This is a genomic window from Massilia sp., from assembly GCF_032106685.1.
Classification (GTDB): Bacteria; Pseudomonadota; Gammaproteobacteria; order Burkholderiales; family Burkholderiaceae_D; genus Telluria.
In genome coordinates this window covers 78,016-99,378 of the sequence record NZ_DAMCPG010000015.1, presented here as the reverse complement: position 1 = coordinate 99,378, position 21,363 = coordinate 78,016, and the positions used below count along the sequence as shown (strand labels likewise).

Genomic DNA, 21,363 nt, shown 5'->3' with positions numbered 1-21,363 from the left:
CCGCGAAGGCGGCCGTACCGTCGGCGCCGGCGTGGTTGCCAAGATCATCGCCTAAGTAATTTGTAGTAAGTAGTACTTTTAGAGGAGGAATTGTTTCCTCCTCTAAAAAAACATTCCCCGCCATGCGCGCGCATGGTGTAGAATGTGTGATTCAGCTGAAGTCTTCGTAGGGGTGTAGCTCAATTGGCAGAGCGTCGGTCTCCAAAACCGAAGGTCGCGGGTTCGATTCCCTCCGCCCCTGCCACCGAATTCTGGTGCGCAGCACCGAAAGTAAAGAAGAATGTCTAATCAATCCGTGCAAACCGTTAGCACCTCGAATGACAAGTTCAAGGTTGCCCTGGCGGTGGTTGCTGCGATTGCAGGCGTAGTCGGGTTCTTTTACCTGAAAGGCCAGAACAAACCAGCCTTGGTCGCCGCCGGCGCCCTCGTGGCTGGTTTAGTTTTTGCTGTCCTGCTTTTGTGGACGTCCACCACCGGCCGCGAGTTCCTGAACTTCGCCAAAGAGTCCGTTCGCGAAACCAAGAAGGTTGTTTGGCCGAGCCATAAGGAAGCGCGCATGATCACCATGATCGTGTTTGCCTTCGTCGTCGTGATGGCGATCTTCCTCTGGGGCACGGATAAGATTCTCGAGCTCCTGCTGTACGACCTGATCCTGGGATGGAAACAATGATGAGCGAAAACGCTGACAACGTGCCGGGTGAAGTCCCGGCGGCCGGCGTTCCGGCACAAGACGCTGCTGCGCCGCTGAGCGTCCCGGTCAGCAACAAGCGCTGGTACGTCGTACATGTCTACTCCGGCATGGAAAAGAGCGTCATGCGTGCGCTCACCGAGCGCATCGACCGCGCCGGCATGCAGGAACAATTCGGCCGCATCCTGGTCCCGACCGAAGAAGTCGTGGAAGTCAAGAATGGCAGCAAATCGGTTTCCGAGCGCCGCTTCTTCCCTGGCTACGTGCTGGTCGAGATGGAAATGACCGACGAGACCTGGCACCTGGTGAAGAACACCAGCAAGGTCACCGGCTTCATCGGCGGCAAATCGAACAAGCCGACCCCGATTCCGGCGCGCGAGATCGACAAGATCATGCAGCAGGTCCAGGAGGGCGTCGAAAAGCCAAGGCCGAAAGTGCTGTACGAAGTGGGCGAGCAAGTCCGCATCAAGGAAGGCCCGTTCACCGACTTCAACGGCAACGTCGAGGAAGTCAACTACGAAAAATCGAAGGTGCGTGTCACTGTCACCATCTTCGGCCGCGCAACTCCGGTGGAACTGGAGTTCGGGCAGGTAGAGAAAGTCTAAAACGCTTTAATCGGAGCGTCGCAGCAGCAAGGCGGAATCCGGTAAGAGGAGCCCCGCCGAGCGAGTTGTAGCGGTGGGGCGCTACTACTCAATGCCAATCTAGGAGCCATTCATGGCAAAGAAAATTATTGGCTTTATCAAGCTGCAAGTCCCGGCTGGTAAGGCAAACCCATCCCCACCGATCGGTCCTGCACTCGGTCAGCGCGGCCTGAACATCATGGAATTCTGCAAGGCGTTCAACGCCCAGACCCAAGGTTTCGAGCCAGGCATGCCGATCCCGGTCGTGATCACCGCGTTCGCCGACAAGTCCTTCACCTTCGTGATGAAGACCCCGCCGGCAACCTACCTGATCAAGAAAGCCGCTGGCATCACCAAGGGTTCCGCCAAGCCGCACACCGACAAGGTGGGCTCGCTGACCCGTGCTCAGGCTGAAGAAATCGCAAAAACCAAGCAGCCGGACCTGACCGCCGCCGACATGGACGCCGCAGTGCGTATCATCGCCGGCTCGGCACGTTCGATGGGCATCACGGTGGAGGGTGTGTAATGGCTAAGCTGTCCAAGCGCGTCAAAGAAATGAAAGCGAAAGTCGACCGTAACAAGGTCTACGCCTTCGACAACGCACTGTCGATCGTCAAGGAATTCGCAACCGCCAAGTTCAACGAGTCGATCGATGTCGCCGTTCAGCTGGGCGTGGATCCGAAGAAGTCGGACCAGGTCGTTCGTGGTTCGGTCGTCCTGCCAGCAGGCACCGGCAAGACCGTGCGCGTCGCCGTGTTCGCTTCGGGCGACAAGGCTGAAGCCGCCAAGGCAGCCGGCGCCGACATCGTCGGCATGGAAGACCTGGCAGAGCGCGTCAAGGCCGGCGACATGCCGTTCGACGTCGTCATCGCTTCGCCGGACACCATGCGTATCGTCGGTACCCTGGGCCAGATCCTGGGCCCGCGCGGCCTGATGCCGAACCCGAAGGTTGGCACCGTGACCCCGGACGTGGCTGGCGCCGTCAAGAACGCCAAGGCCGGTCAGGTCCAGTACCGTACCGACAAGGCAGGTATCATCCACGCGACCATCGGCCGCAAGTCGTTCTCGGACGCCGATCTGAAGGCCAACCTGGCCGCGCTGATCGACGCCCTGAACAAGGCCAAGCCGGCTACCTCGAAGGGCGTGTACCTGCGCAAGGTCGCGATCTCGTCGACCATGGGCGCTGGCGTCCGTGTCGATCACGCTTCGATCGCCGCTGCTTAATTAAAGCAAGAATCAAGTCCCCGCAGAACAGCGCGGGGCGCATCTTTGGGCTGCCGGGGCAGGAACACCGCTCCGGCAGGCAATCAAAGACCGTTGGGCCGAATGCAGAGGTTGGGCAGGAGGTTAAAAGCACACCCAACGCAGATGGTGTACCCGAACAAGTTTTGTAGTCCACGCTGCGTGAGTTCATCCGCGTTAGATTGACTTCTTAACTTCGGACGCCGTGTTCGAACCGATGCAGACATGTTGTCCGCATCATTTAAGGAGATTGACCGTGGGTCTTAATCTGAATGACAAAAAGGCCGTCGTCGAAGAGGTAAGCGCTAAAGTTGCAACCGCGCAAACCATCGTCGTGGCTGAGTACCGTGGCATCCAGGTTGCTCACTTGACCAAACTCCGTGCAGCCGCACGTGCCCAGGGCGTCTACCTGCGTGTTCTGAAGAACACGCTGGCTCGTCGCTCGGTTGAGGGCACGCAGTTTGCCTCGCTGGCCGATTCCATGACCGGTCCGCTGATCTACTCGATCTCGGACGATGCCGTTGCAGCAGCTAAAGTCATCAACGACTTCGCTAAAACCAACGACAAGCTGGTCGTGAAAGCCGGTAACTACGCTGGTAAGGCACTGGATGTCGCCGGCGTGACCGCGCTGGCAAGCATCCCGAGCCGTGAAGTCCTCATCGCCCAGCTGCTGGGCGTCATGCAGGCACCGGTGTCGGGCTTTGCACGAGTTCTGGCTGCAGTCGCAGCACAAAAAGGCGAAGGCGCCGCTGCTCCGGCAGCGGAAGCCACCGAAGCGTAATCGCTTCGCGACTTTCTGTTCAAGTAGAACCAAACCTGTACTACACACACACAATATTTGGAGTTTCAAATGGCAATTAGCAAAGAAGAGTTCCTGGACGCAGTTGGCGCAATGTCGGTCATGGAACTGAACGACCTGGTCAAGGCTTTCGAAGAGAAGTTCGGCGTGTCGGCAGCTGCAATGGCAGCACCGGCAGCTGGCGGTGCCGCTGGCGGCGCAGCTGCTGCTGAAGAGCAGACCGAGTTCAACGTTGTTCTGGCCGAAGTCGGCGCGAACAAGGTCGGCGTCATCAAGGCCGTCCGCGAAATCACCGGTCTGGGCCTGAAAGAAGCCAAGGACCTGGTCGACGGCGCACCGAAGACCGTCAAGGAAGCCCTGCCGAAAGCTGACGCTGAAGCCGCCAAGAAGAAGCTGGAAGAAGCTGGCGCCAAGGCCGAGCTCAAGTAATACATACGCAAAGGGCGCCGTTCAGGCGCCCGGAGCCGGAGTCAAAGCTTGCACACCCCTGCCGGAAGGCGGGGGCTGCGGCTTTGGCTCTTTTGTCGTCCCTGCGGCAAAAACGCTATCCCTGCAGTACCGGCATCACGCAGCACAGAATAAATCGTAACACAGCAGTACGGTTGTCCTTTTCATCTGGCGGAACAAGAAGAGACTTGAGGCCTTGTATGTGGTGACCGCCACTGGCAATCCCTGAATTCTCATCCTTTCTGTCACTCACGGAGTGTCCATGCACTACTCATTTACTGAGAAGAAACGCATTCGCAAGTCGTTCGCGAAGCGCGCCAACGTTCACAACGTTCCATATCTTCTGGCTACCCAGCTTGAATCCTACGAGAATTTCCTGCAAGCGGACGCCGTCCCCTCCGTGCGCAAGAACGAAGGCCTGCAATCGGCTTTCACCTCGATTTTCCCGATCGTGTCGCATAACGGCTTTGCGCGCCTCGAGTTCCTGTCCTACGTGCTGGGCGACCCCGCGTTTGACGTCAAGGAATGCCAGCAGCGTGGCCTGACCTTCGCTTCGCCGCTGCGCGCCAAGGTGCGCCTGGTGATCCTGGACAAGGAATCGCCGACCAAGCCGGTCGTCAAGGAAATGAAAGAGCAGGAAGTGTACATGGGCGAACTGCCGCTCATGACCGCCAACGGTTCGTTCGTCATCAACGGCACCGAGCGTGTGATCGTCTCCCAGCTGCACCGTTCGCCGGGCGTGTTCTTCGAGCACGACCGCGGCAAGACGCACTCGTCGGGCAAGCTGCTGTTCTCGGCCCGTATCATTCCTTACCGCGGCTCGTGGCTGGACTTCGAGTTCGACCCGAAGGACATCCTGTTCTTCCGCGTCGACCGCCGCCGCAAGATGCCGGTGACGATCCTGCTGAAGGCCATTGGCATGACGCCGGAACAGATCCTGGCGAACTTCTTCGTCTTCGACAATTTCACCCTGCGCTCGGAAGGCGCCGAGCTGGAGTTCGTGTCCGAACGCCTGCGCGGCGAAGTCGCGCGCTTCGACATCGTCGATCCGAAGACCGGCAAGACCATCGTGACGAAGGATAAGCGCATCAACGCCAAGCACGTGCGCGACATCGAGGCGGCCGGCATCAAGGCCATCTCGGTACCGGAAGACTACCTGGTCGGCCGCGTGCTGGCGACCAACGTCGTCGACGGCGACACCGGCGAAGTCATCGCCAACGCCAACGACGAGCTGACCGACGAACTGCTGGGCAAGCTGCGCGACGCCAACATCGAATCGATCCAGACCCTGTACACCAACGACCTGGACCAGGGCGCCTACATCTCGCAGACCCTGCGCACCGACGACACCGCCGACCAGATGGCCGCGCGCGTGGCGATCTACCGCATGATGCGTCCTGGCGAACCGCCGACCGAAGAATCGGTCGAGGCCCTGTTCAACGGCCTGTTCTACAGCCCTGAGCGCTACGACCTGTCGGCTGTCGGCCGCATGAAGTTCAACCGCCGCATCGGTCGCGACGAGCTGACCGGCGACATGACCCTGTCGAACGACGACATCCTGGCCGTGATCAAGATCCTGGTCGAGCTGCGCAATGGCCGCGGCGAAGTCGACGACATCGACCACCTGGGCAACCGCCGCGTGCGTTGCGTCGGCGAACTGGCAGAAAACCAGTTCCGCGCCGGCCTGGTGCGCGTCGAGCGCGCCGTCAAGGAACGCCTCGGCCAGGCCGAAGCGGACAACCTGATGCCGCACGATTTGATCAATTCGAAGCCCATCTCTGCGGCTATCCGCGAATTCTTCGGTTCGTCGCAGCTGTCGCAGTTCATGGACCAGACCAACCCGCTGTCGGAAATCACGCACAAGCGCCGCGTTTCCGCACTGGGCCCGGGCGGCCTGACCCGCGAACGCGCCGGCTTCGAGGTGCGCGACGTGCACCCGACCCACTACGGCCGCGTCTGCCCGATCGAAACGCCTGAAGGCCCGAACATCGGCCTGATCAACTCGCTGGCTCTGTACGCCCGCCTGAACGAATACGGCTTCCTGGAAACCCCGTACCGCAAGGTCGAAGGTTCGAAGGTCACCGACAAGATCGACTACCTGTCGGCGATCGAAGAGGGCCGCTACATCATCGCCCAGGCCAACGCCAAAATCAACGACGAAGGCCAGCTGATCGACGAACTGGTGTCGGCGCGCGAAGCCGGCGAAACCATCCTGGTCTCGCCAGAGCGCATCCAGTACATGGACGTGGCCCCGGGCCAGATCGTGTCGGTCGCAGCCTCGCTGATTCCGTTCCTCGAGCACGATGACGCGAACCGTGCACTGATGGGCGCCAACATGCAGCGCCAGGCGGTTCCTTGCCTGCGTCCTGAAAAGGCCGTGGTCGGCACCGGCATCGAGCGCACCGTCGCGGTCGACTCGGGCACGACCGTGCAGGCCGTCCGTGGTGGCGTCGTCGACTACATCGACGCGGGCCGTGTGGTTATTCGTGTCAACGACGACGAGGCGCAAGCCGGCGAAGTCGGTGTCGACATCTACAACCTGATCAAGTACACCCGTTCGAACCAGAACACCAACATCAACCAGCGTCCGATCGTGCAGGTGGGTGACCGTGTCGCCCGCGGCGACGTGATCGCCGACGGCGCATCGACCGACCTGGGCGAACTGGCACTCGGCCAGAACATGCTGGTGGCCTTCATGCCGTGGAACGGCCTGAACTTCGAGGACTCGATCCTGATCTCGGAAAACGTGGTCAAGGACGATCGCTACACCTCGATCCACATCGAAGAGCTGTCGGTCGTCGCGCGCGACACCAAGCTCGGTGCGGAAGAGATCACCCGCGACATCTCGAACCTGGCGGAAAACCAGCTGGCTCGCCTCGACGAGTCGGGCATCGTCTACATCGGCGCGGAAGTGACCGCCGGCGACGTGCTGGTCGGTAAGGTGACCCCGAAGGGCGAAACCCAGCTGACCCCGGAAGAAAAGCTGCTGCGCGCGATCTTCGGCGAAAAAGCCTCGGACGTGAAGGACACCTCGCTGCGCGTGCCGTCGGGCATGGTTGGTACCGTCATCGACGTGCAAGTGTTCACCCGCGAAGGCATCCAGCGCGACAAGCGCGCCCAGCAGATCATCGACGACGAGCTGAAGCGTTTCCGCCTGGACCTGAACGACCAGATGCGTATCGTGGAAGGCGACGCCTTCCAGCGTCTGGAGCGTATGCTGATCGGTAAAGTCGTCAACGGCGGTCCGAAGAAGCTGTCGAAAGGCGCTGTCATCACCGCCGAGTACCTGGCCGACCTGGACAAGTTCCACTGGTTCGACATCCGTCCGGCCGACGACGAGACCGCCAACGCACTGGAGGCGATCAAGGAGTCGATCAACGAGAAGCGCCACCAGTACGACCTGGCCTTCGAAGAGAAGCGCAAGAAGTTGACGCAAGGCGACGAGCTGCAGCCTGGCGTGCAGAAGATGGTCAAGGTCTACCTGGCCGTCAAGCGCCGCCTGCAGTCGGGCGACAAGATGGCGGGCCGCCACGGTAACAAGGGTGTGGTCTCGCGTATCGTGCCGGTCGAAGACATGCCGTTCATGGCCGATGGCCGTCCGGCTGACGTCGTGCTGAACCCGCTGGGCGTTCCGTCGCGTATGAACGTCGGCCAGATCCTGGAAACCCACCTCGGTTGGGCAGCCAAGGGCCTGGGCTGGCGCATCGGCGAAATGCTGGCGGCGCAAGCGAAGGCAGCGGATCTGCGCACCTTCCTGGGCAAGATCTACAACGAAACCGGCCGCAAGGAAGACCTGGACAACTTCAGCGATGAAGAAATCCTGAGCCTGGCGCACAACCTCAAGAACGGCGTGCCGTTCGCGACCCCGGTGTTCGATGGCGCCCACGAGGAAGACATCCGCCGCATGCTGGACCTGGCGTTCCCGGACGACATCGCCGCCAACCTCGGCATGACCCCGTCGAAGAACCAGGTCACGATGTACGACGGCCGCACCGGCGAAGCATTCGAGCGCAAGGTCACCGTCGGCTTCATGCACATGCTGAAGCTGCACCACCTGGTCGACGACAAGATGCACGCCCGTTCGACCGGTCCGTACTCGCTGGTGACGCAGCAGCCGCTGGGCGGTAAAGCCCAGTTCGGTGGCCAGCGCTTCGGTGAGATGGAGGTGTGGGCACTGGAAGCGTACGGCGCATCGTACGTGCTGCAGGAAATGCTGACTGTCAAGTCGGATGACGTGAATGGCCGTACCAAGGTGTACGAGAACCTGGTCAAGGGTGACCACGTGATCGACGCCGGCATGCCTGAATCGTTCAACGTGCTGGTCAAGGAAATCCGCTCGCTGGGTATCGACATCGACCTCGAGCGCAACTAAGAAGCAGGACGGAGGGGCAAGGCTGAGAGATTGGTCTTGCCATCCGGGCGGGAGCCCCAAAGTACTCCTGTCCGACTCCTGAATTGCCGCTTGGTTTGAGGCGCTGCGCAAGCGGCGCCTCGCAATGAAATTTAGTCACCTCTGGAGTGATACATGAAAGCACTGCTCGATCTATTCAAGCAAGTACAGCAAAATGAAAGTTTCGACGCCATCAAGATTGGCCTGGCGTCGCCTGAAAAAATTCGTTCGTGGTCGTTCGGTGAAGTCAAGAAGCCCGAGACCATCAACTACCGTACCTTCAAGCCGGAGCGTGACGGCCTGTTCTGCGCCAAGATCTTTGGCCCGATCAAGGATTATGAGTGCCTGTGCGGCAAGTACAAGCGCCTGAAACACCGCGGCGTGATCTGCGAAAAGTGCGGCGTCGAAGTGACGCTGGCCAAGGTGCGTCGTGAGCGCATGGGCCACATCGAGCTGGCCTCGCCGACCGCGCACATCTGGTTCCTGAAGTCGCTGCCGTCGCGTCTGGGCATGGTCCTGGACATGACCCTGCGCGACATCGAACGCGTGTTGTACTTCGAAGCATACGTCGTGACCGATCCTGGCATGACTCCGCTGAAGAAGTGCCAGATCATGTCGGAAGACGATTACGCCGCCAAGTACGAAGAGTACGGCGACGACTTCACCGCGTACATGGGCGCCGAAGGCATCCGTGAACTGCTGCGCTCGATCGACATCCACCGCGATGCCGAAGCCCTGCGCGTCGAGCTGAAGGAATCGAAGTCCGAAGCGAAGATCAAGAAATACGCCAAGCGCCTGAAAGTGCTCGAGGCGTTCCAGCGCTCGGGCATCAAGCCTGAATGGATGATCATGGAAGTGCTCCCGGTCCTGCCGCCGGAGCTGCGTCCGCTCGTCCCGCTGGACGGCGGCCGTTTCGCGACGTCCGACCTGAACGACCTGTACCGCCGCGTCATCAACCGTAATAACCGCCTGAAGCGCCTGATGGAACTGCGCGCGCCGGAAATCATTACGCGTAACGAAAAGCGCATGCTGCAGGAAGCAGTGGACTCGCTGCTGGACAACGGCCGTCGCGGCAAGGCGATGACCGGCGCCAACAAGCGTCCGCTGAAGTCGCTGGCCGAAATGATCAAGGGTAAGGGCGGCCGTTTCCGTCAAAACCTGCTGGGCAAGCGCGTCGACTACTCGGGCCGTTCGGTCATCGTGGTCGGCCCGCAGCTGAAACTGCACCAGTGCGGCCTGCCGAAGCTGATGGCCCTGGAACTGTTCAAGCCCTTCATCTTCAACAAGCTGGAACTGATGGGTCTCGCGACCACCATCAAGGCCGCCAAGAAGCTGGTCGAAGTGCAAGAGCCGGTCGTCTGGGACATCCTGGAAGACGTCATCAAGGAACACCCGGTCATGCTGAACCGTGCACCAACCCTGCACCGTCTCGGTATCCAGGCGTTCGAGCCGGTCCTGATCGAAGGCAAGGCAATCCAGCTGCACCCGCTGGTCTGCGCGGCGTTTAACGCCGACTTCGACGGTGACCAGATGGCAGTCCACGTCCCCCTGTCGATCGAAGCGCAGATGGAAGCCCGCACCCTGATGCTGGCCTCGAACAACATCCTGTTCCCGTCGAACGGCGAACCGTCGATCGTGCCGTCGCAGGATATCGTGCTGGGTCTGTACTACGCGACCCGCGAGGCGATCAACGCCAAGGGCGAAGGCATGATGTTCCCGGACGTGTCGGAAGTCATCCGCGCGTACGACAACAAGGAAGTCGAACTGGCGACCCGCATCACCGTGCGTATCGTCGAGTACCCGCGCGTTGCCGGTACCGATGAATTCGAACGCACCGTGACCCGCTACGAGACCACCGTCGGCCGTGCAATTCTCTCCGAGATCCTGCCGAAAGGCCTGCCGTTCTCGGTGCTGAACCGCGCCCTGAAGAAGAAGGAAATCTCGAAGCTGATCAACACGTCGTTCCGCAAGTGCGGCCTGCGTGCGACCGTCGTCTTCGCGGACAAGCTGATGCAGTCGGGCTTCCGCCTGGCGACCCGCGCCGGCATCTCGATCGCCGTCGACGACATGCTGATCCCGGACGTCAAGAAGGGCATGATCGCGACCGCCGAAGCGGAAGTGAAGCAGATCGAGCAGCAGTACGCCTCGGGTCTGGTCACCGCCGGCGAGCGTTACAACAAGGTCGTCGACATCTGGGGCAAGACCTCGGACGAAGTCGGCAAGGCGATGATGGACCAGCTGAAAGTGGAACCGGTCACCAAGCGTGACGGCACCGAAAGCACCCAGGAATCGTTCAACGCGATTTACATGATGGCCGACTCGGGCGCCCGTGGTTCGGCAGCCCAGATCCGCCAGCTGGCCGGTATGCGCGGCCTGATGGCGAAACCGGACGGCTCGATTATCGAGACGCCGATTACGGCGAACTTCCGCGAAGGCCTGAACGTTCTGCAGTACTTCATCTCGACCCACGGCGCTCGTAAAGGTCTGGCGGATACGGCACTGAAGACCGCGAACTCGGGTTACCTGACCCGCCGCCTGGTCGACGTGACCCAGGATCTGGTCGTCATCGAGGACGATTGCGGCACCACCAACGGCACGCACATGAAGGCGATGGTCGAAGGCGGTGAAGTCATCGAGCCGCTGCGCGACCGTATCCTCGGCCGCGTTGCCGGTACCGACATCGTGAATCCGGAAACCCAGGAAACCCTGTTCGAAGCCGGCACGCTGCTGGACGAAGACATGGTCGAAGAGATCGAACGCGTCGGCATCGACGAAGTGAAGGTCCGCACCCCGCTGAACTGCGACACCCGCTACGGCCTGTGCGCCAAGTGCTACGGCCGCGACCTGGGCCGCGGCTTGCTGGTCAACGCCGGCGAAGCGGTTGGTGTGGTCGCTGCACAGTCGATCGGTGAGCCGGGTACCCAGCTGACCATGCGTACCTTCCACATCGGTGGTGCGGCATCGCGTGCGGCAGTGGCCTCGTCGGTCGAAGCCAAGTCGAACGGCACGGTCCGCTTCACCGCGACCATGCGTTACGTCACCAACGGCAAGGGCGCCCAGATCGTCATTTCGCGTTCCGGCGAAGTGCTGATCACGGACGACCACGGCCGCGAGCGCGAGCGTCACAAGGTGCCGTACGGCGCGACCCTGATCGTCAAGGACGGCCAGCAAGTCAAGGCCGGTACCGCGCTGTCGACCTGGGATCCGCTGACCCGTCCGATCATCACCGAGTACGCAGGTACCATCAAGTTCGAAAACGTGGAAGAGGGCGTCACCGTCGCTCGCCAGGTGGACGAAGTGACCGGCCTGTCGACCCTGGTGGCAATCGATCCGAAGCGCCGTGGTTCGGGCAAGGTCCTGCGTCCGCAGGTCAAGCTGCTGAACGAAGAAGGCCAGGAAGTCAAGATCGCCGGCACCGAGCACGCCGTGACGATCGGCTTCCAGGTCGGCGCGCTGATCATGGTCAAGGATGGCCAGCAGGTATCGGTGGGTGAAGTGCTGGCACGTATCCCGACCGAATCGCAGAAGACCCGCGACATTACCGGTGGTCTGCCGCGCGTTGCCGAACTGTTCGAAGCACGTTCGCCGAAAGACGCGGGCATGCTGGCGGAAGTCACCGGTACGGTTGCATTCGGTAAGGAAACCAAAGGCAAGCAGCGTCTGGAAATCACGGACATGGACGGCAACAAGCACGAGTTCCTGATCACCAAGGACAAGCAAGTGCTGGTGCACGACGGCCAGGTGGTGAACAAGGGCGAGATGATTGTCGATGGTCCGGCCGATCCGCAGGACATCCTGCGCCTGCTGGGTATCGAAGCGCTGGCCCGTTACATCGTCGACGAAGTGCAGGACGTCTACCGTCTGCAGGGCGTGAAGATCAACGACAAGCACATCGAGGTGATCGTTCGCCAGATGCTGCGCCGCGTGCAGATCACCGACGCCGGCGACACCGACTACATCGTCGGCGAGCAGGTGGAGCGTTCGGAGCTGCTGGAAGAGAACGACAAGGTCAACGCCGTCGGCAAGCTGCCGGCACAGTACGAAAACGTGCTGCTGGGTATTACCAAGGCATCGCTGTCGACCGACTCGTTCATCTCGGCCGCATCGTTCCAGGAAACCACCCGCGTCCTCACCGAAGCGGCGATCATGGGCAAGCGCGACGGTCTGCGCGGCCTGAAGGAAAACGTCATCGTCGGCCGCCTGATCCCAGGCGGTACGGGTCTCGCATTCCACCGCGCCCGCAAGGAGAAGGAAGTGTGGGAAGCGGAAGAGCGCCAGGCGCTGCTGCAGCAGGAGAAGGCCAACATGGCTGCCGAGCTGCAGGCGATGGAAGACCAGGCGCAGGCGCAGACCACGGAGCATCACGGCGACGCCGAGTAATCAGATTAGCTGCTGAGCTTTGCTAGCGAAAACGGCACCCCTTGGGGTGCCGTTTTTTTTCGTCCATTTCTTGTCAATGGATGGCCAATGCGCGCTACCATGGTTTGCAACTTGCTCAACATGCAACCTGAACAACCTGCCCACATCATGCCTTCGCTATCCATTCACCTCGTCGGCAGCGCCGATGCCGCAGCGATCTGCGTCATCTACAACCACTACATTACGCAGACCACGATATCGTTCGAGGAAGAGCCGATCACGCCCGCCGACATGGCCCAGCGCATTGCGGATGTGGCTAGCGCGAACCTGCCCTGGCTGGTCCTGATGGATGGCGACACGCTGGTCGGCTACGCCTACGCCACCAAATGGCGGGTGCGCCCGGCATACCGGTTTTCGGTCGAGACGTCGGTCTACCTTGACCGTCAACGGACCGGGCAGGGGGCCGGGCGCATGCTGTACGAGGCCCTGCTCACCGAGCTGCGCCAGCGCGAACTGCACCTGGCGATCGCCGGTATCGCCCAGCCGAACGACGCCAGCGTGCGCCTGCACGAGCGGCTGGGGTTTCGCAAGGTTGCGCATTTCAGCGAGGTGGGCCGCAAGTTCGGTAACTGGATCGATGTCGGTTACTGGCAGCTGCAGTTGGGCTGACCCGGCAAGGCCGACAAATGGAGGGGAGCGGAGAACGTGGAGGAGGTGGTCGAGCGCTTCGTCGATCAGGGGTGGTCATTGTCGGGCCCGATTTTCTGTCGAAAAACCTTACACACCCCGATATGCAGCACGAATTTCCTCAGGTAACTAATTGACTCAAATAATTATTTTCTCGTAGGCATGAGTATTGCTACTAGGATCGTGTCCAACCCAAACTAGGAAGCAATAACATGAAAAACAAGCTCATCGCAGCAGCCGCTTTCGCACTTCTTGCCAACACCGCTTCGGCCGGCGTCATCGTCAACGGCGATTTCGGCACCGGCGATTTCACCGGCTGGGAGACCGAAGGCAACGTGATGGTCACCGGCACGGTCGAGACCAAGGTGGCGGCCCTGTATGCAGGCCTTGGCGCCGGTGTCTACACGACGATTTCGCAGGCGATCGAACTCGATGCCGGCGACGTGCTGACCGGTTACGCCCAGTTTTATGCCGTCGACTACCTGCCTTATAACGACAGCAGCTTCGTCTCGATCAACGGCATGAACCTGTTCGCGCGCGACGTGTCGAACACCGGCCAGGCGAACAATTCCGGCGCGGTGAAATTCAGCTATACGGCCGCCACCGCGGGCGTGTACCAGCTGGTGGCCGGCGTCGCCAACATCGGCGACAACGTGAATAGCAGCTACCTGAACGTGTGGAACTTCGCGATCGCGAATGCCAACCAGGTACCGGAACCGGGCAATGTCGCCCTGTTCGGCCTGGGCCTGTTCGGCGCCGCCGCCGCGCGCCGCAAATTCGCGGCCAAACGCGGCTGAGATTGCCCGCCAGCGGGACGCCGCCAGCGCGTCCCGTTCTTTCCTTCCCACGCAAGCGGCGCAGCGCCGCCCGGCATGGCGCATTCGTTCGCATCGCGGCTGAGCTGCGGCGAAAATGGATCGCCAGCCCTTCCTTCCGTAACGAGAATCACACCTTCCGTTATCGCGCTCGACTTGGGCGAACCGATGAGGCGAGGGAACAGCTCATCCATAGCATGGATATTTGGAATCAATTATGCAATGAGCGTGAAAATTATTTATTCGGCATGAATCGATAAAGACAAAATGCCAAACGGGTAAAAATAGTTTTTGCCATCATAAAATTGCAATGCTAGTATTTATTACCGCTTTTTTATGGCGGAAACAGCAGGATTTTCAATCGCATAAATATTCCAATAATGGAGAGTGCACGATGAATATCTTTAAAAAAGCCGTATTTGCCGTCGCCGTGGCGTCGGGCGTGATGGTGTCCGCAATGGCGCCGGCCTGGGCGCTGCCGTCGTACGAAACCTGCCTCGAAATGCAGGAAATCTGCTATGCCGGTGGCGACTGCACCACCTTCCGCCGCCTGTGTCACGTCTACGGCCTGGACTGAAATACCGCAAGGCGCAGCAATTCATAAGCGTCCAGCGCGCGCAACGAACGACATTGGACCGGCCCAGGCCGGTCCTTTTTTTTGCCGCCGGCTTGACCGGGCAAGCCGGACGGCCCGGTTCGGGCGGATGTTCTACACTGATGCGCGTTGTCTCGTTCAATAACTGTCGAAGAAAGGGATATGCGATGAAAGCTCAATGGATCTGCGCGGCGCTGCTGTGCTCCACCTGGCTGGGAGCGTCCGTGCACGCCGCCGAGATGCGCGCGACGATGAACACGGTGTCCGATGCCGGCGTCGGCAAATCGGCCGGCACCGTCACCATCAGCGAAACGAAATACGGCCTGGTGTTCACGCCTGCGCTGACCGGCCTGCCGCCGGGCGTGCACGGCTTCCACGTCCACGAGAACAACAGCTGCGCGACCAACCAGAAGGATGGCAAGCCGGTGCCGGCGGGCGCCGCGGGCGGCCACCTGGATACGACCGGCAGCAAGAAGCATGGCCTGCCGTGGGGCGATGGCCATATCGGCGATTTGCCGGCGCTGTATGTCGAGAGCTCGGGGGCGGCCAACAATCCGGTGCTGGCGCCGCGTTTGAAGCTGTCCGACGTCAAGGGCAAGGCCTTGATGGTGCATGCGGGCGGGGATAATCACTCGGATCACCCGGCGCCGCTGGGCGGTGGCGGGGCGAGGATCGTGTGCGGGATTATTGAGTGAAATAATATTTCAACGTAAGGCGTCACATGAAATAATATTTCAACGTACTTCGGCGACAGTAGTGCGTGCCATTGTGCAGGAGCCGTACCGCGTGGACACAGGTGTCCACCCTACGCCAATGCATTGGCCACCGCGCAGAACATTGTCGACAATGTGCAGGAACAAAAACGCCCGGTCATTTGACCGGGCGTTTTGCGTTTACCGCTGACGAATTACTTGGCGGCGGCGGTGCGTGCCTTGCCGAAAGGATCGCCGGCTTTCCAGGCCGGCATCTTCGGCGCATCGGCGACCATGCGGCCCAGGTTCAGCGTGAACTGCGCCTGCTGCACCATGCCCGACAGGTCCCAGCTCGGATCGTATTCGTCGTTCGCTTGGTGGTACTTGGCGCGGTAGGTCTTGGCCTTCGCGCTGTTCGCTTCGGCGTCCTTGGCCCAGGTGCTGCCGGCGCCGACCGAGAAGGCCGGCACGCCGGCTTTCGCGAAGCTGAAGTGGTCGCTGCGGAAGTAGCCGCCGGCCAGGTCCGGCCTGGACGGGGCGACCGTCAGGCCCATGGCCTTGGCGGTGGCCGCTGCCATGGCGCCCAGTTCGGTGCGCTCGCTGCCCGGCACGCTGACGTCCTTGACCAGGCCGACCCAGTTCAGGCTGTCCAGGTTGAGGTTGGCGGCGGTCTTCTCGATCGGCCACAGCGGTTTCGCGGCATAGGCCGCGCTGCCCAGCAGGCCCTGCTCCTCGGCCGCGACCCACAGGAACATCTGGCTGCGCTTGCTCGGTGCGCGCGCCGCTTCCTGCGCCATCGCCAGCAGGGCGGCGGTGCCGGAGGCGTTGTCGACCGCGCCATTGAAGATGGTGTCGCCTTCGGTGCCCTGCTTGCCCATGTGGTCCCAGTGCGCGCTGTAGATGACGACTTCGTCCTTCAGCTTCGGATCGGTACCCGGCACGATGCCGGCCACGTTGTACTCGTTCAGGGTGCGCACGGCGGCGCGCGCCTCGCCTTTGACGCGCGCGTTCAGCACGACCGGCTTGAAGTTCTTGTCTTCGGCGGCGGCGCGCAGCTTGTCGAGGTCCTGGCCGGCGGCGGCGAACAGCTTGCGCGCGGTGGCGTCGGTGATCCAGCCCTGCATGCCGGTGCCGAGATCGGCGTCGGCCAGCTGGAAGCGCTCGGCGGCGGCCCAGCTGTTCTGCACCACGCTCCAGCCGTAGGAAGCCGAGGCGTCGGTGTGGATCAGCAGGACGCCGGCCGCGCCCTGGCGCGCCGCTTCGGCCAGTTTATAGGTCCAGCGGCCGTAAAAGGTCAGGCCGGCGCCGTTGAAGCGGTTCGGCTCGGCGGCGGTCGGGGCCGGGTCGTTGACCATCATGACCAGCACCTTGCCCTTGGCGTCCAGGCCCTTGAAGTCGTCCCAGCCTTCTTCCGGCGCGCTGATGCCGTAGCCGACGAAGACCAGTTCCGCGTCCATGCTGTGATCCGGCTTGGCGTCGCCCGGACCCCAGACCCAGTCGGCGCCGAAGTTCAGGGGCAGCGCCTGGCCGCCGGCGACAATGCCGACATTGCTCTTCTCCGGCAGCGCGCGCACGCCCGCGATCTTGACTTCCTGGCGGTAGCTGGTGCCGTTGGCCGGCAGCAGGCCGGCGGCCATGGCCTGGGTCTCGAGATAGGTGACGGTCAGTTCGCCGCCGCGCTGGCCGGTGCCGCGGCCCTCGACGGCGTCGGATGCGAGGAAGGCCAGGTGCGCGCGCAGCGGCGCTTCCTTGACGGTGGCGGCGGGCGCCTTGCCTGCGGCGTGGGCGGGATAGGCGAGCGCCAGGCTGCTGGCGAGGGCGGTAACGACAACGGAGGAGACGATCTTGTGCATGGAATCCTGCTGCGATGGTTAGTGGAAGCGCACTGCTGAGTGCGCGCCACATTGTAGGGCATTGTTGTTTCTAGTAGAACCACAGCGTGTCCGCGGACACCGATGTTCCGCTCAGCGGAATGGGCGGCGCGGCGCCGACGGGCCGTGGCGGCAGCAGGTGTTCCGGCAGGCCCGGCACGATTTCCTCGACCCGCACGGCGAAGATCGGATCGCCCAGCACGCCGATGCGAAAGTGCAGCAACGCGTCTTCCATCCCGTAGACGACGATCTTCAGGGTCTTGGCCTCCTTGTCGGTCAAGACGCGGCCGTTCATCGTGGTGCGCAGCGCGCGTGCGCCGATCACCTCCAGGCGGATCGCGGGCGCGTGGTTCTTGGAGACCAGCGTGAAGTCGGCGTGGCGGTCGGGCGCCTTGCCGTTGCGCAGGATGCGGATGAAAGGGAATTCCAGGCCGGTGCGCGGCGCCCAGGCATACCACTGCTCGGGCTTCTCCCAGCCGAACACGTTCACGAAACGATGCGGCCGGCTCAGGTTGGCGAACAGCGCTTTTTCCCATGCGTCGAGCGGCCCGGCGGGCTTCAGCCAGTAGGCGTCCCAGGTCGGCATGTCCTTGTAGTAGACCAGGCGGTTCGCGCGCGCGGGCGGCGCCTCGTCGAATTCCTCGGCCGTGCCGGCCAGCGCCAGCGAGCCCAGTCCCGCCAGCAGCAGGGCGCGCGCCACGTAGCGCCGCGCATGCAGCGCCAGCAGCACCGTCGACAGCCCGAGCAGCAGCGCCAGCATCGCCACCGGCAGGTTCATGCGCTGCGGCGAGAGCACCAGGAAGGTCTCGCGCAGCGCCGGCAGCACCAGCAGGATCGCCGGCGCGCTGCTGGCCAGCAGCAGGGCCAGGCGCGCGTTCGGCGGCCAGGCGGCCACGCGGCGCGTGTGCAGGGCGGCGAAGCAGGCGAGGGCGGCGACCAGCGGCCAGGCGACCAGGTAGCTGGCGCCGGGCGCGCGCCAGCTCGCCAGCAGCAGCACCAGGGTCCATGCCGCCAGCGCGGCCAGCGCCGCCGCCGTGACGCCGGTATGCCGCTGCAGGCGGCGCTGGGCCAGGACGAAGCCGGCCGCCGCCAGCGCGCATACGCCAACTAGGTAGGCCAGGGCATGGCGCGCCAGCTGCGGCGCCGCCGGGTTCCAGGCGCGGTGCAGCTCGGGCACGTGCAGCCACAACTGCCAGGCGCCGATGCCCAGCGCCACCGCGATCGCGGGCACGACGAAGACCGCCTGCAGGAAGGGGACGTAGCGCAGGCCCGCGCGCTGGCAGGCAAGGCAGGCCGCGCCGAACAGCAGCAGGCAGGTCAGGCGCGCGAGGGGCCACACCACCTCGCCGCTGTAGTGGACCATGGCCCCGAACGGTAATTCGAAAAACACCTGCACACCGGCGCGGCGCGGGTCCAGCGCCGCGTTCCCGAACTGGCGTGCCAGGCGCAGCATCGCGTCGCCGGTTTGCTGGACGGTCGACCCGTCCAGGCGCGCGAGGCTGTCGCGCTCCCCGTCGCGGTCCAGCGGCAAACCGATGTTCGCGAACTGCAGCACCGGCGCATCGAGCTTGTCGAGGGCGCCGATGCGCAGCGCGCCTGGCGCGAGCTGGTAGATGTCGTGCATCAGCGAGGAGCCGCGCACGCTTGGCGCGGCGCGGCGCCAGCCGTCGATCGCGCCGACGTTCGCGCCGCGCGCGTTGTACAGCATCAGCGGCCCGCCGCTGCCGCCGGCATCGAAACGCAGCGCCAGGCCGACGTCACGCGCCCACGGATGCTGCTCGGCGAAGGCCTGCATGCCCAGGCCGCCGGCATGCTCGCCGTCGGCGAACAGCACGATCACGTCGTTCGCCAGGGGCGGCCCCGTGCGCAGCGCACGCAGCATCTCGAGCAGCGCCGCCGCCGGCGCGCCCTTGGCGGCGCCGGCGCTGGCGGGGGCGCTGTCGTAGTGCGCCGCGACCAGCAGGGCCCGGCGGCGCAGCCGGTCAGGGCTGGTTCCGGGCAGCCGCACCAGCACGTTGTGCACCACGCCGACGATGGCCTCGTAGTTGGCGTTGTAGTCGACGTAGTTCTTCTGCACGGTCGCGCGCTGCACCTGCGGATCCAGGCCGAGCGTCTGCAACTGCCCCACGAAGTAGCCGCGCGCCCGGCGGTTCGCGTCGCTGGCGATCGGGCGCGGCGTTTGCGCGAGCATGGCCAGGTGCGCGAGGGCGCGGCCGGCGGCGAACTGCGCAGCGGGCGCGTCGACCGGCGCGGGCGGCGGCCGCGGCGCATCCGGCTCGCGCAGCGCCAGCCAGGCGACGAGAACGACGAACAGGAGGGCGGCGGCAATGCCGGCCGGCGTGCCGGGCGCAGTCCGGTCTGGATCGGGGATCATGGGTCAGTCCTTGCGTTGTTATCGTTATTGCGGGCCGAGCTGCTGCCTGCCCTCGTTCGAGGGCGCTAAAAGGCACAAAAAAACCCGCCAGGCTGAGGGATGGCGGGCACAAACGGGGATTGGTTCGGCTAGCCTTCGAGCTTCCAGTCGAAGGCGATCTGGCCCCAGCCGGCTTCCGGCACGCCGTTGTTCATGCCGGGCTTGAACTGGCACATGCTCAGGGCGTTCAGGGCGGCCTTGTCGAGGTCGCGCGAGCCGCTCGACTTCTGCACGCGGGCATTCGCGACGCGCCCGTCGGTGCCGATCAGGAGCGCCAGGACGACGGTGCCGGTTTCCTGGTTGCGCGCGGCGCGCGCCGGATAGGCGGGCGTGGCGCAACCGCTCGCTTCGGCCAGGGCGATGCTGCGCATCGCGCCGTTGTTCGCGGCGGTGTTCGATGGCTGGGCCGGGACCTCGGCCTGCATCGGCTGGGCCGGCTGCGGCGGCGCGGGATCGATGTCGGTGGTGGCGCGCACCGGGTTCTCCATTGGCGGCGGCGGCACCTCGACTTCGACCTTCGGCACCACGATCTCGGGCGGCGCGACTTGCGGCATCGGCCGCGGCGGATCGGGCGGCGGTGGCGGCGGCACCAGCGGCTCGGGCGTCATGAAGACGGTCAGGTCCTTGGGCAGGTTCGGCAGCGAGATGACTTTCGCATTCATCATGTTGACCACGCCGACCGCGATCAGCGCGTGCAGGCCGGCGACCAGGGCGAACTTGCCGGCCTTGCCGCCGTTGCCATCGTAGGTATGAGAGAAATGCATGGCGATCTCCTTTTGTTGGTGCCCATGCGGCGGCCGGGAAGGCCAATGCAGGGCTTTTACTACGGAAGGAACAGCATGTTTCTAACTTGTGGAATAAATATATGCTACATGGTAGCAAAGAGTAAAGCGTTTTCTCGGCAACCGTGTCGATCTCTTCCTGAAGGCATGGGCCGCGCATCGCGACCGGCGTCGCCTGCTCGCCACCCGTTCCGTTGTATGAAATAATCAACCCTCAAGGATTCATGTTCCGTTTATTGGCACACATAGCTACCAGGGATTGGTAAGCGAATGTAAAGAAACACCAGGGAGAAGTAGCGTGCAGACAAAAGCAATCCGCGTGATGCTGGCCGACGACCACCCGATCGTGATGACCGGCTTCGCCATGTCGCTGGCGGCCGAGGGCATGGACGTGGTGGGGCAGGCGCGCACGCCGAGCGATGCGGTGGCGCTGTATGCCGAGTGCCAGCCGGACGTGGTGATCCTCGACATCCGCTTCGGCACCGAGCTGACCGGCCTGGACGCCGCGCAAAACATCCTCAAAAGCGACCCGCGCGCGAAGGTCGTCTTCCTGAGCCAGTTCGACCAGGACAGCCTGATCAAGGAGACATACCGCATCGGGGCGCACGCTTTCGTCACCAAGGACTGCGATCCGGCAGACCTGGCCACGGCCGTGCGCCAGGCGCATGCGGGCAAGCTGTATTTCCCGCCGCAGATCGCCGAGCGCCTGGCCAGCATCGCGGTGCGCGGCGACGTCTCGCCGCAGTCGCAGCTCGACGAGCGCGGTCTCGAGATCTTCAAGCTGATGGCCGAAGGCCTCACCAACGCCGAGATCGCCGAGCGCTTGAACCTGTCGACCAAGACCATCAGCAATACCAGCCAGTCGATCAAGGAAAAGCTGGGCGTGGAGCGCCAGGCCCACATCACCCGGCTGGCCGTGAAGTACGGCCTGATCGAGCCCTAAGCGCCGATGCGCCGCGC

At 63.0% G+C, this 21,363-nt stretch carries 16 protein-coding genes and 1 tRNA gene; 14 read left to right on the top strand and 3 right to left on the bottom strand.

Annotated features, from left to right (window positions below; all coding sequences use genetic code 11):
- Positions 1-168 precede the first annotated feature (168 nt).
- The 13 genes from RT688_RS11065 to sodC all read left to right on the top strand — a co-directional run bounded on the left by RT688_RS11065 (position 169) and on the right by sodC (position 15,340).
- Positions 169-244, top strand: a tRNA-Trp gene (locus RT688_RS11065).
- Positions 245-280: 36 nt separating this feature from the next.
- Entirely contained in the window at positions 281-670 is a 390-nt protein-coding gene (gene secE, locus RT688_RS11060) for a preprotein translocase subunit SecE (RefSeq protein ID WP_313704931.1), read from the top strand.
- The gene (gene nusG / locus RT688_RS11055; RefSeq protein ID WP_313704930.1) at positions 670-1,293 is read left to right on the top strand and encodes a transcription termination/antitermination protein NusG; all 624 of its coding nucleotides are present in this window, start codon (positions 670-672) and stop codon (positions 1,291-1,293) included. The genes secE and nusG overlap by 1 nt, the downstream gene beginning before the upstream one ends.
- A 112-nt stretch (positions 1,294-1,405) precedes the next feature.
- Complete coding sequence (gene rplK / locus RT688_RS11050; protein WP_313704929.1) at positions 1,406-1,837, top strand: 50S ribosomal protein L11; 432 nt, start codon at positions 1,406-1,408, stop codon at positions 1,835-1,837.
- The gene (gene rplA / locus RT688_RS11045) at positions 1,837-2,535 is read left to right on the top strand and encodes a 50S ribosomal protein L1 (RefSeq protein ID WP_313704928.1); all 699 of its coding nucleotides are present in this window, start codon (positions 1,837-1,839) and stop codon (positions 2,533-2,535) included. Before rplK ends, rplA begins: the two co-directional genes overlap by 1 nt.
- 274 nt (positions 2,536-2,809) lie before the next feature.
- The gene (rplJ, locus tag RT688_RS11040) at positions 2,810-3,334 is read left to right on the top strand and encodes a 50S ribosomal protein L10 (protein ID WP_312550424.1); all 525 of its coding nucleotides are present in this window, start codon (positions 2,810-2,812) and stop codon (positions 3,332-3,334) included.
- Positions 3,335-3,403: 69 nt separating this feature from the next.
- Positions 3,404-3,781 carry a 50S ribosomal protein L7/L12 gene (gene rplL, locus RT688_RS11035; protein ID WP_036245558.1) on the top strand — a complete coding sequence of 126 codons (378 nt, stop codon included), beginning with the start codon at positions 3,404-3,406 and terminating at the stop codon, positions 3,779-3,781.
- A 280-nt stretch (positions 3,782-4,061) separates the two neighbouring features.
- The gene (gene rpoB / locus RT688_RS11030; RefSeq protein WP_313704927.1) at positions 4,062-8,171 is read left to right on the top strand and encodes a DNA-directed RNA polymerase subunit beta; all 4,110 of its coding nucleotides are present in this window, start codon (positions 4,062-4,064) and stop codon (positions 8,169-8,171) included.
- A gap of 153 nt (positions 8,172-8,324) precedes the next feature.
- Positions 8,325-12,569, top strand: a complete 4,245-nt coding sequence (gene rpoC, locus RT688_RS11025; protein ID WP_313704926.1) for a DNA-directed RNA polymerase subunit beta' — start codon at positions 8,325-8,327, stop codon at positions 12,567-12,569.
- A 147-nt stretch (positions 12,570-12,716) separates the two neighbouring features.
- Positions 12,717-13,217 (top strand): arsinothricin resistance N-acetyltransferase ArsN1 family B, encoded by a 501-nt coding sequence (locus RT688_RS11020; RefSeq protein WP_313704934.1) that lies wholly within the window; start codon positions 12,717-12,719, stop codon positions 13,215-13,217.
- 230 nt (positions 13,218-13,447) lie between these two features.
- Positions 13,448-14,032, top strand: coding sequence for a PEP-CTERM sorting domain-containing protein (locus tag RT688_RS11015; RefSeq protein WP_313704925.1), 585 nt, complete (start codon positions 13,448-13,450; stop codon positions 14,030-14,032).
- A gap of 412 nt (positions 14,033-14,444) precedes the next feature.
- A complete protein-coding gene (locus RT688_RS11010; RefSeq protein ID WP_313704924.1) occupies positions 14,445-14,627 on the top strand; it encodes a hypothetical protein in 183 nt (60 codons plus the stop codon).
- A 185-nt stretch (positions 14,628-14,812) separates the two neighbouring features.
- Positions 14,813-15,340, top strand: coding sequence for a superoxide dismutase [Cu-Zn] SodC (gene sodC / locus RT688_RS11005; protein ID WP_313704923.1), 528 nt, complete (start codon positions 14,813-14,815; stop codon positions 15,338-15,340).
- A 212-nt stretch (positions 15,341-15,552) separates the two neighbouring features.
- On the opposite strand, the gene RT688_RS11000 is transcribed toward sodC, so the two are convergent.
- From RT688_RS11000 to RT688_RS10990, 3 genes are all read right to left on the bottom strand, one after another.
- A complete protein-coding gene (locus tag RT688_RS11000) occupies positions 15,553-17,190 on the bottom strand; it encodes a M28 family peptidase (RefSeq protein ID WP_313704922.1) in 1,638 nt (545 codons plus the stop codon).
- 70 nt (positions 17,191-17,260) lie between these two features.
- A complete protein-coding gene (locus tag RT688_RS10995; protein ID WP_313704921.1) occupies positions 17,261-19,582 on the bottom strand; it encodes a M28 family peptidase in 2,322 nt (773 codons plus the stop codon).
- Positions 19,583-19,710: 128 nt separating this feature from the next.
- Entirely contained in the window at positions 19,711-20,385 is a 675-nt protein-coding gene (locus RT688_RS10990) for an energy transducer TonB (protein ID WP_313704920.1), read from the bottom strand.
- A 316-nt stretch (positions 20,386-20,701) separates the two neighbouring features.
- Here RT688_RS10990 and RT688_RS10985 point away from each other — a divergent pair, with 316 nt between their 5' ends.
- Positions 20,702-21,346, top strand: a complete 645-nt coding sequence (locus tag RT688_RS10985) for a response regulator transcription factor (protein ID WP_313704919.1) — start codon at positions 20,702-20,704, stop codon at positions 21,344-21,346.
- Positions 21,347-21,363 lie beyond the last annotated feature (17 nt).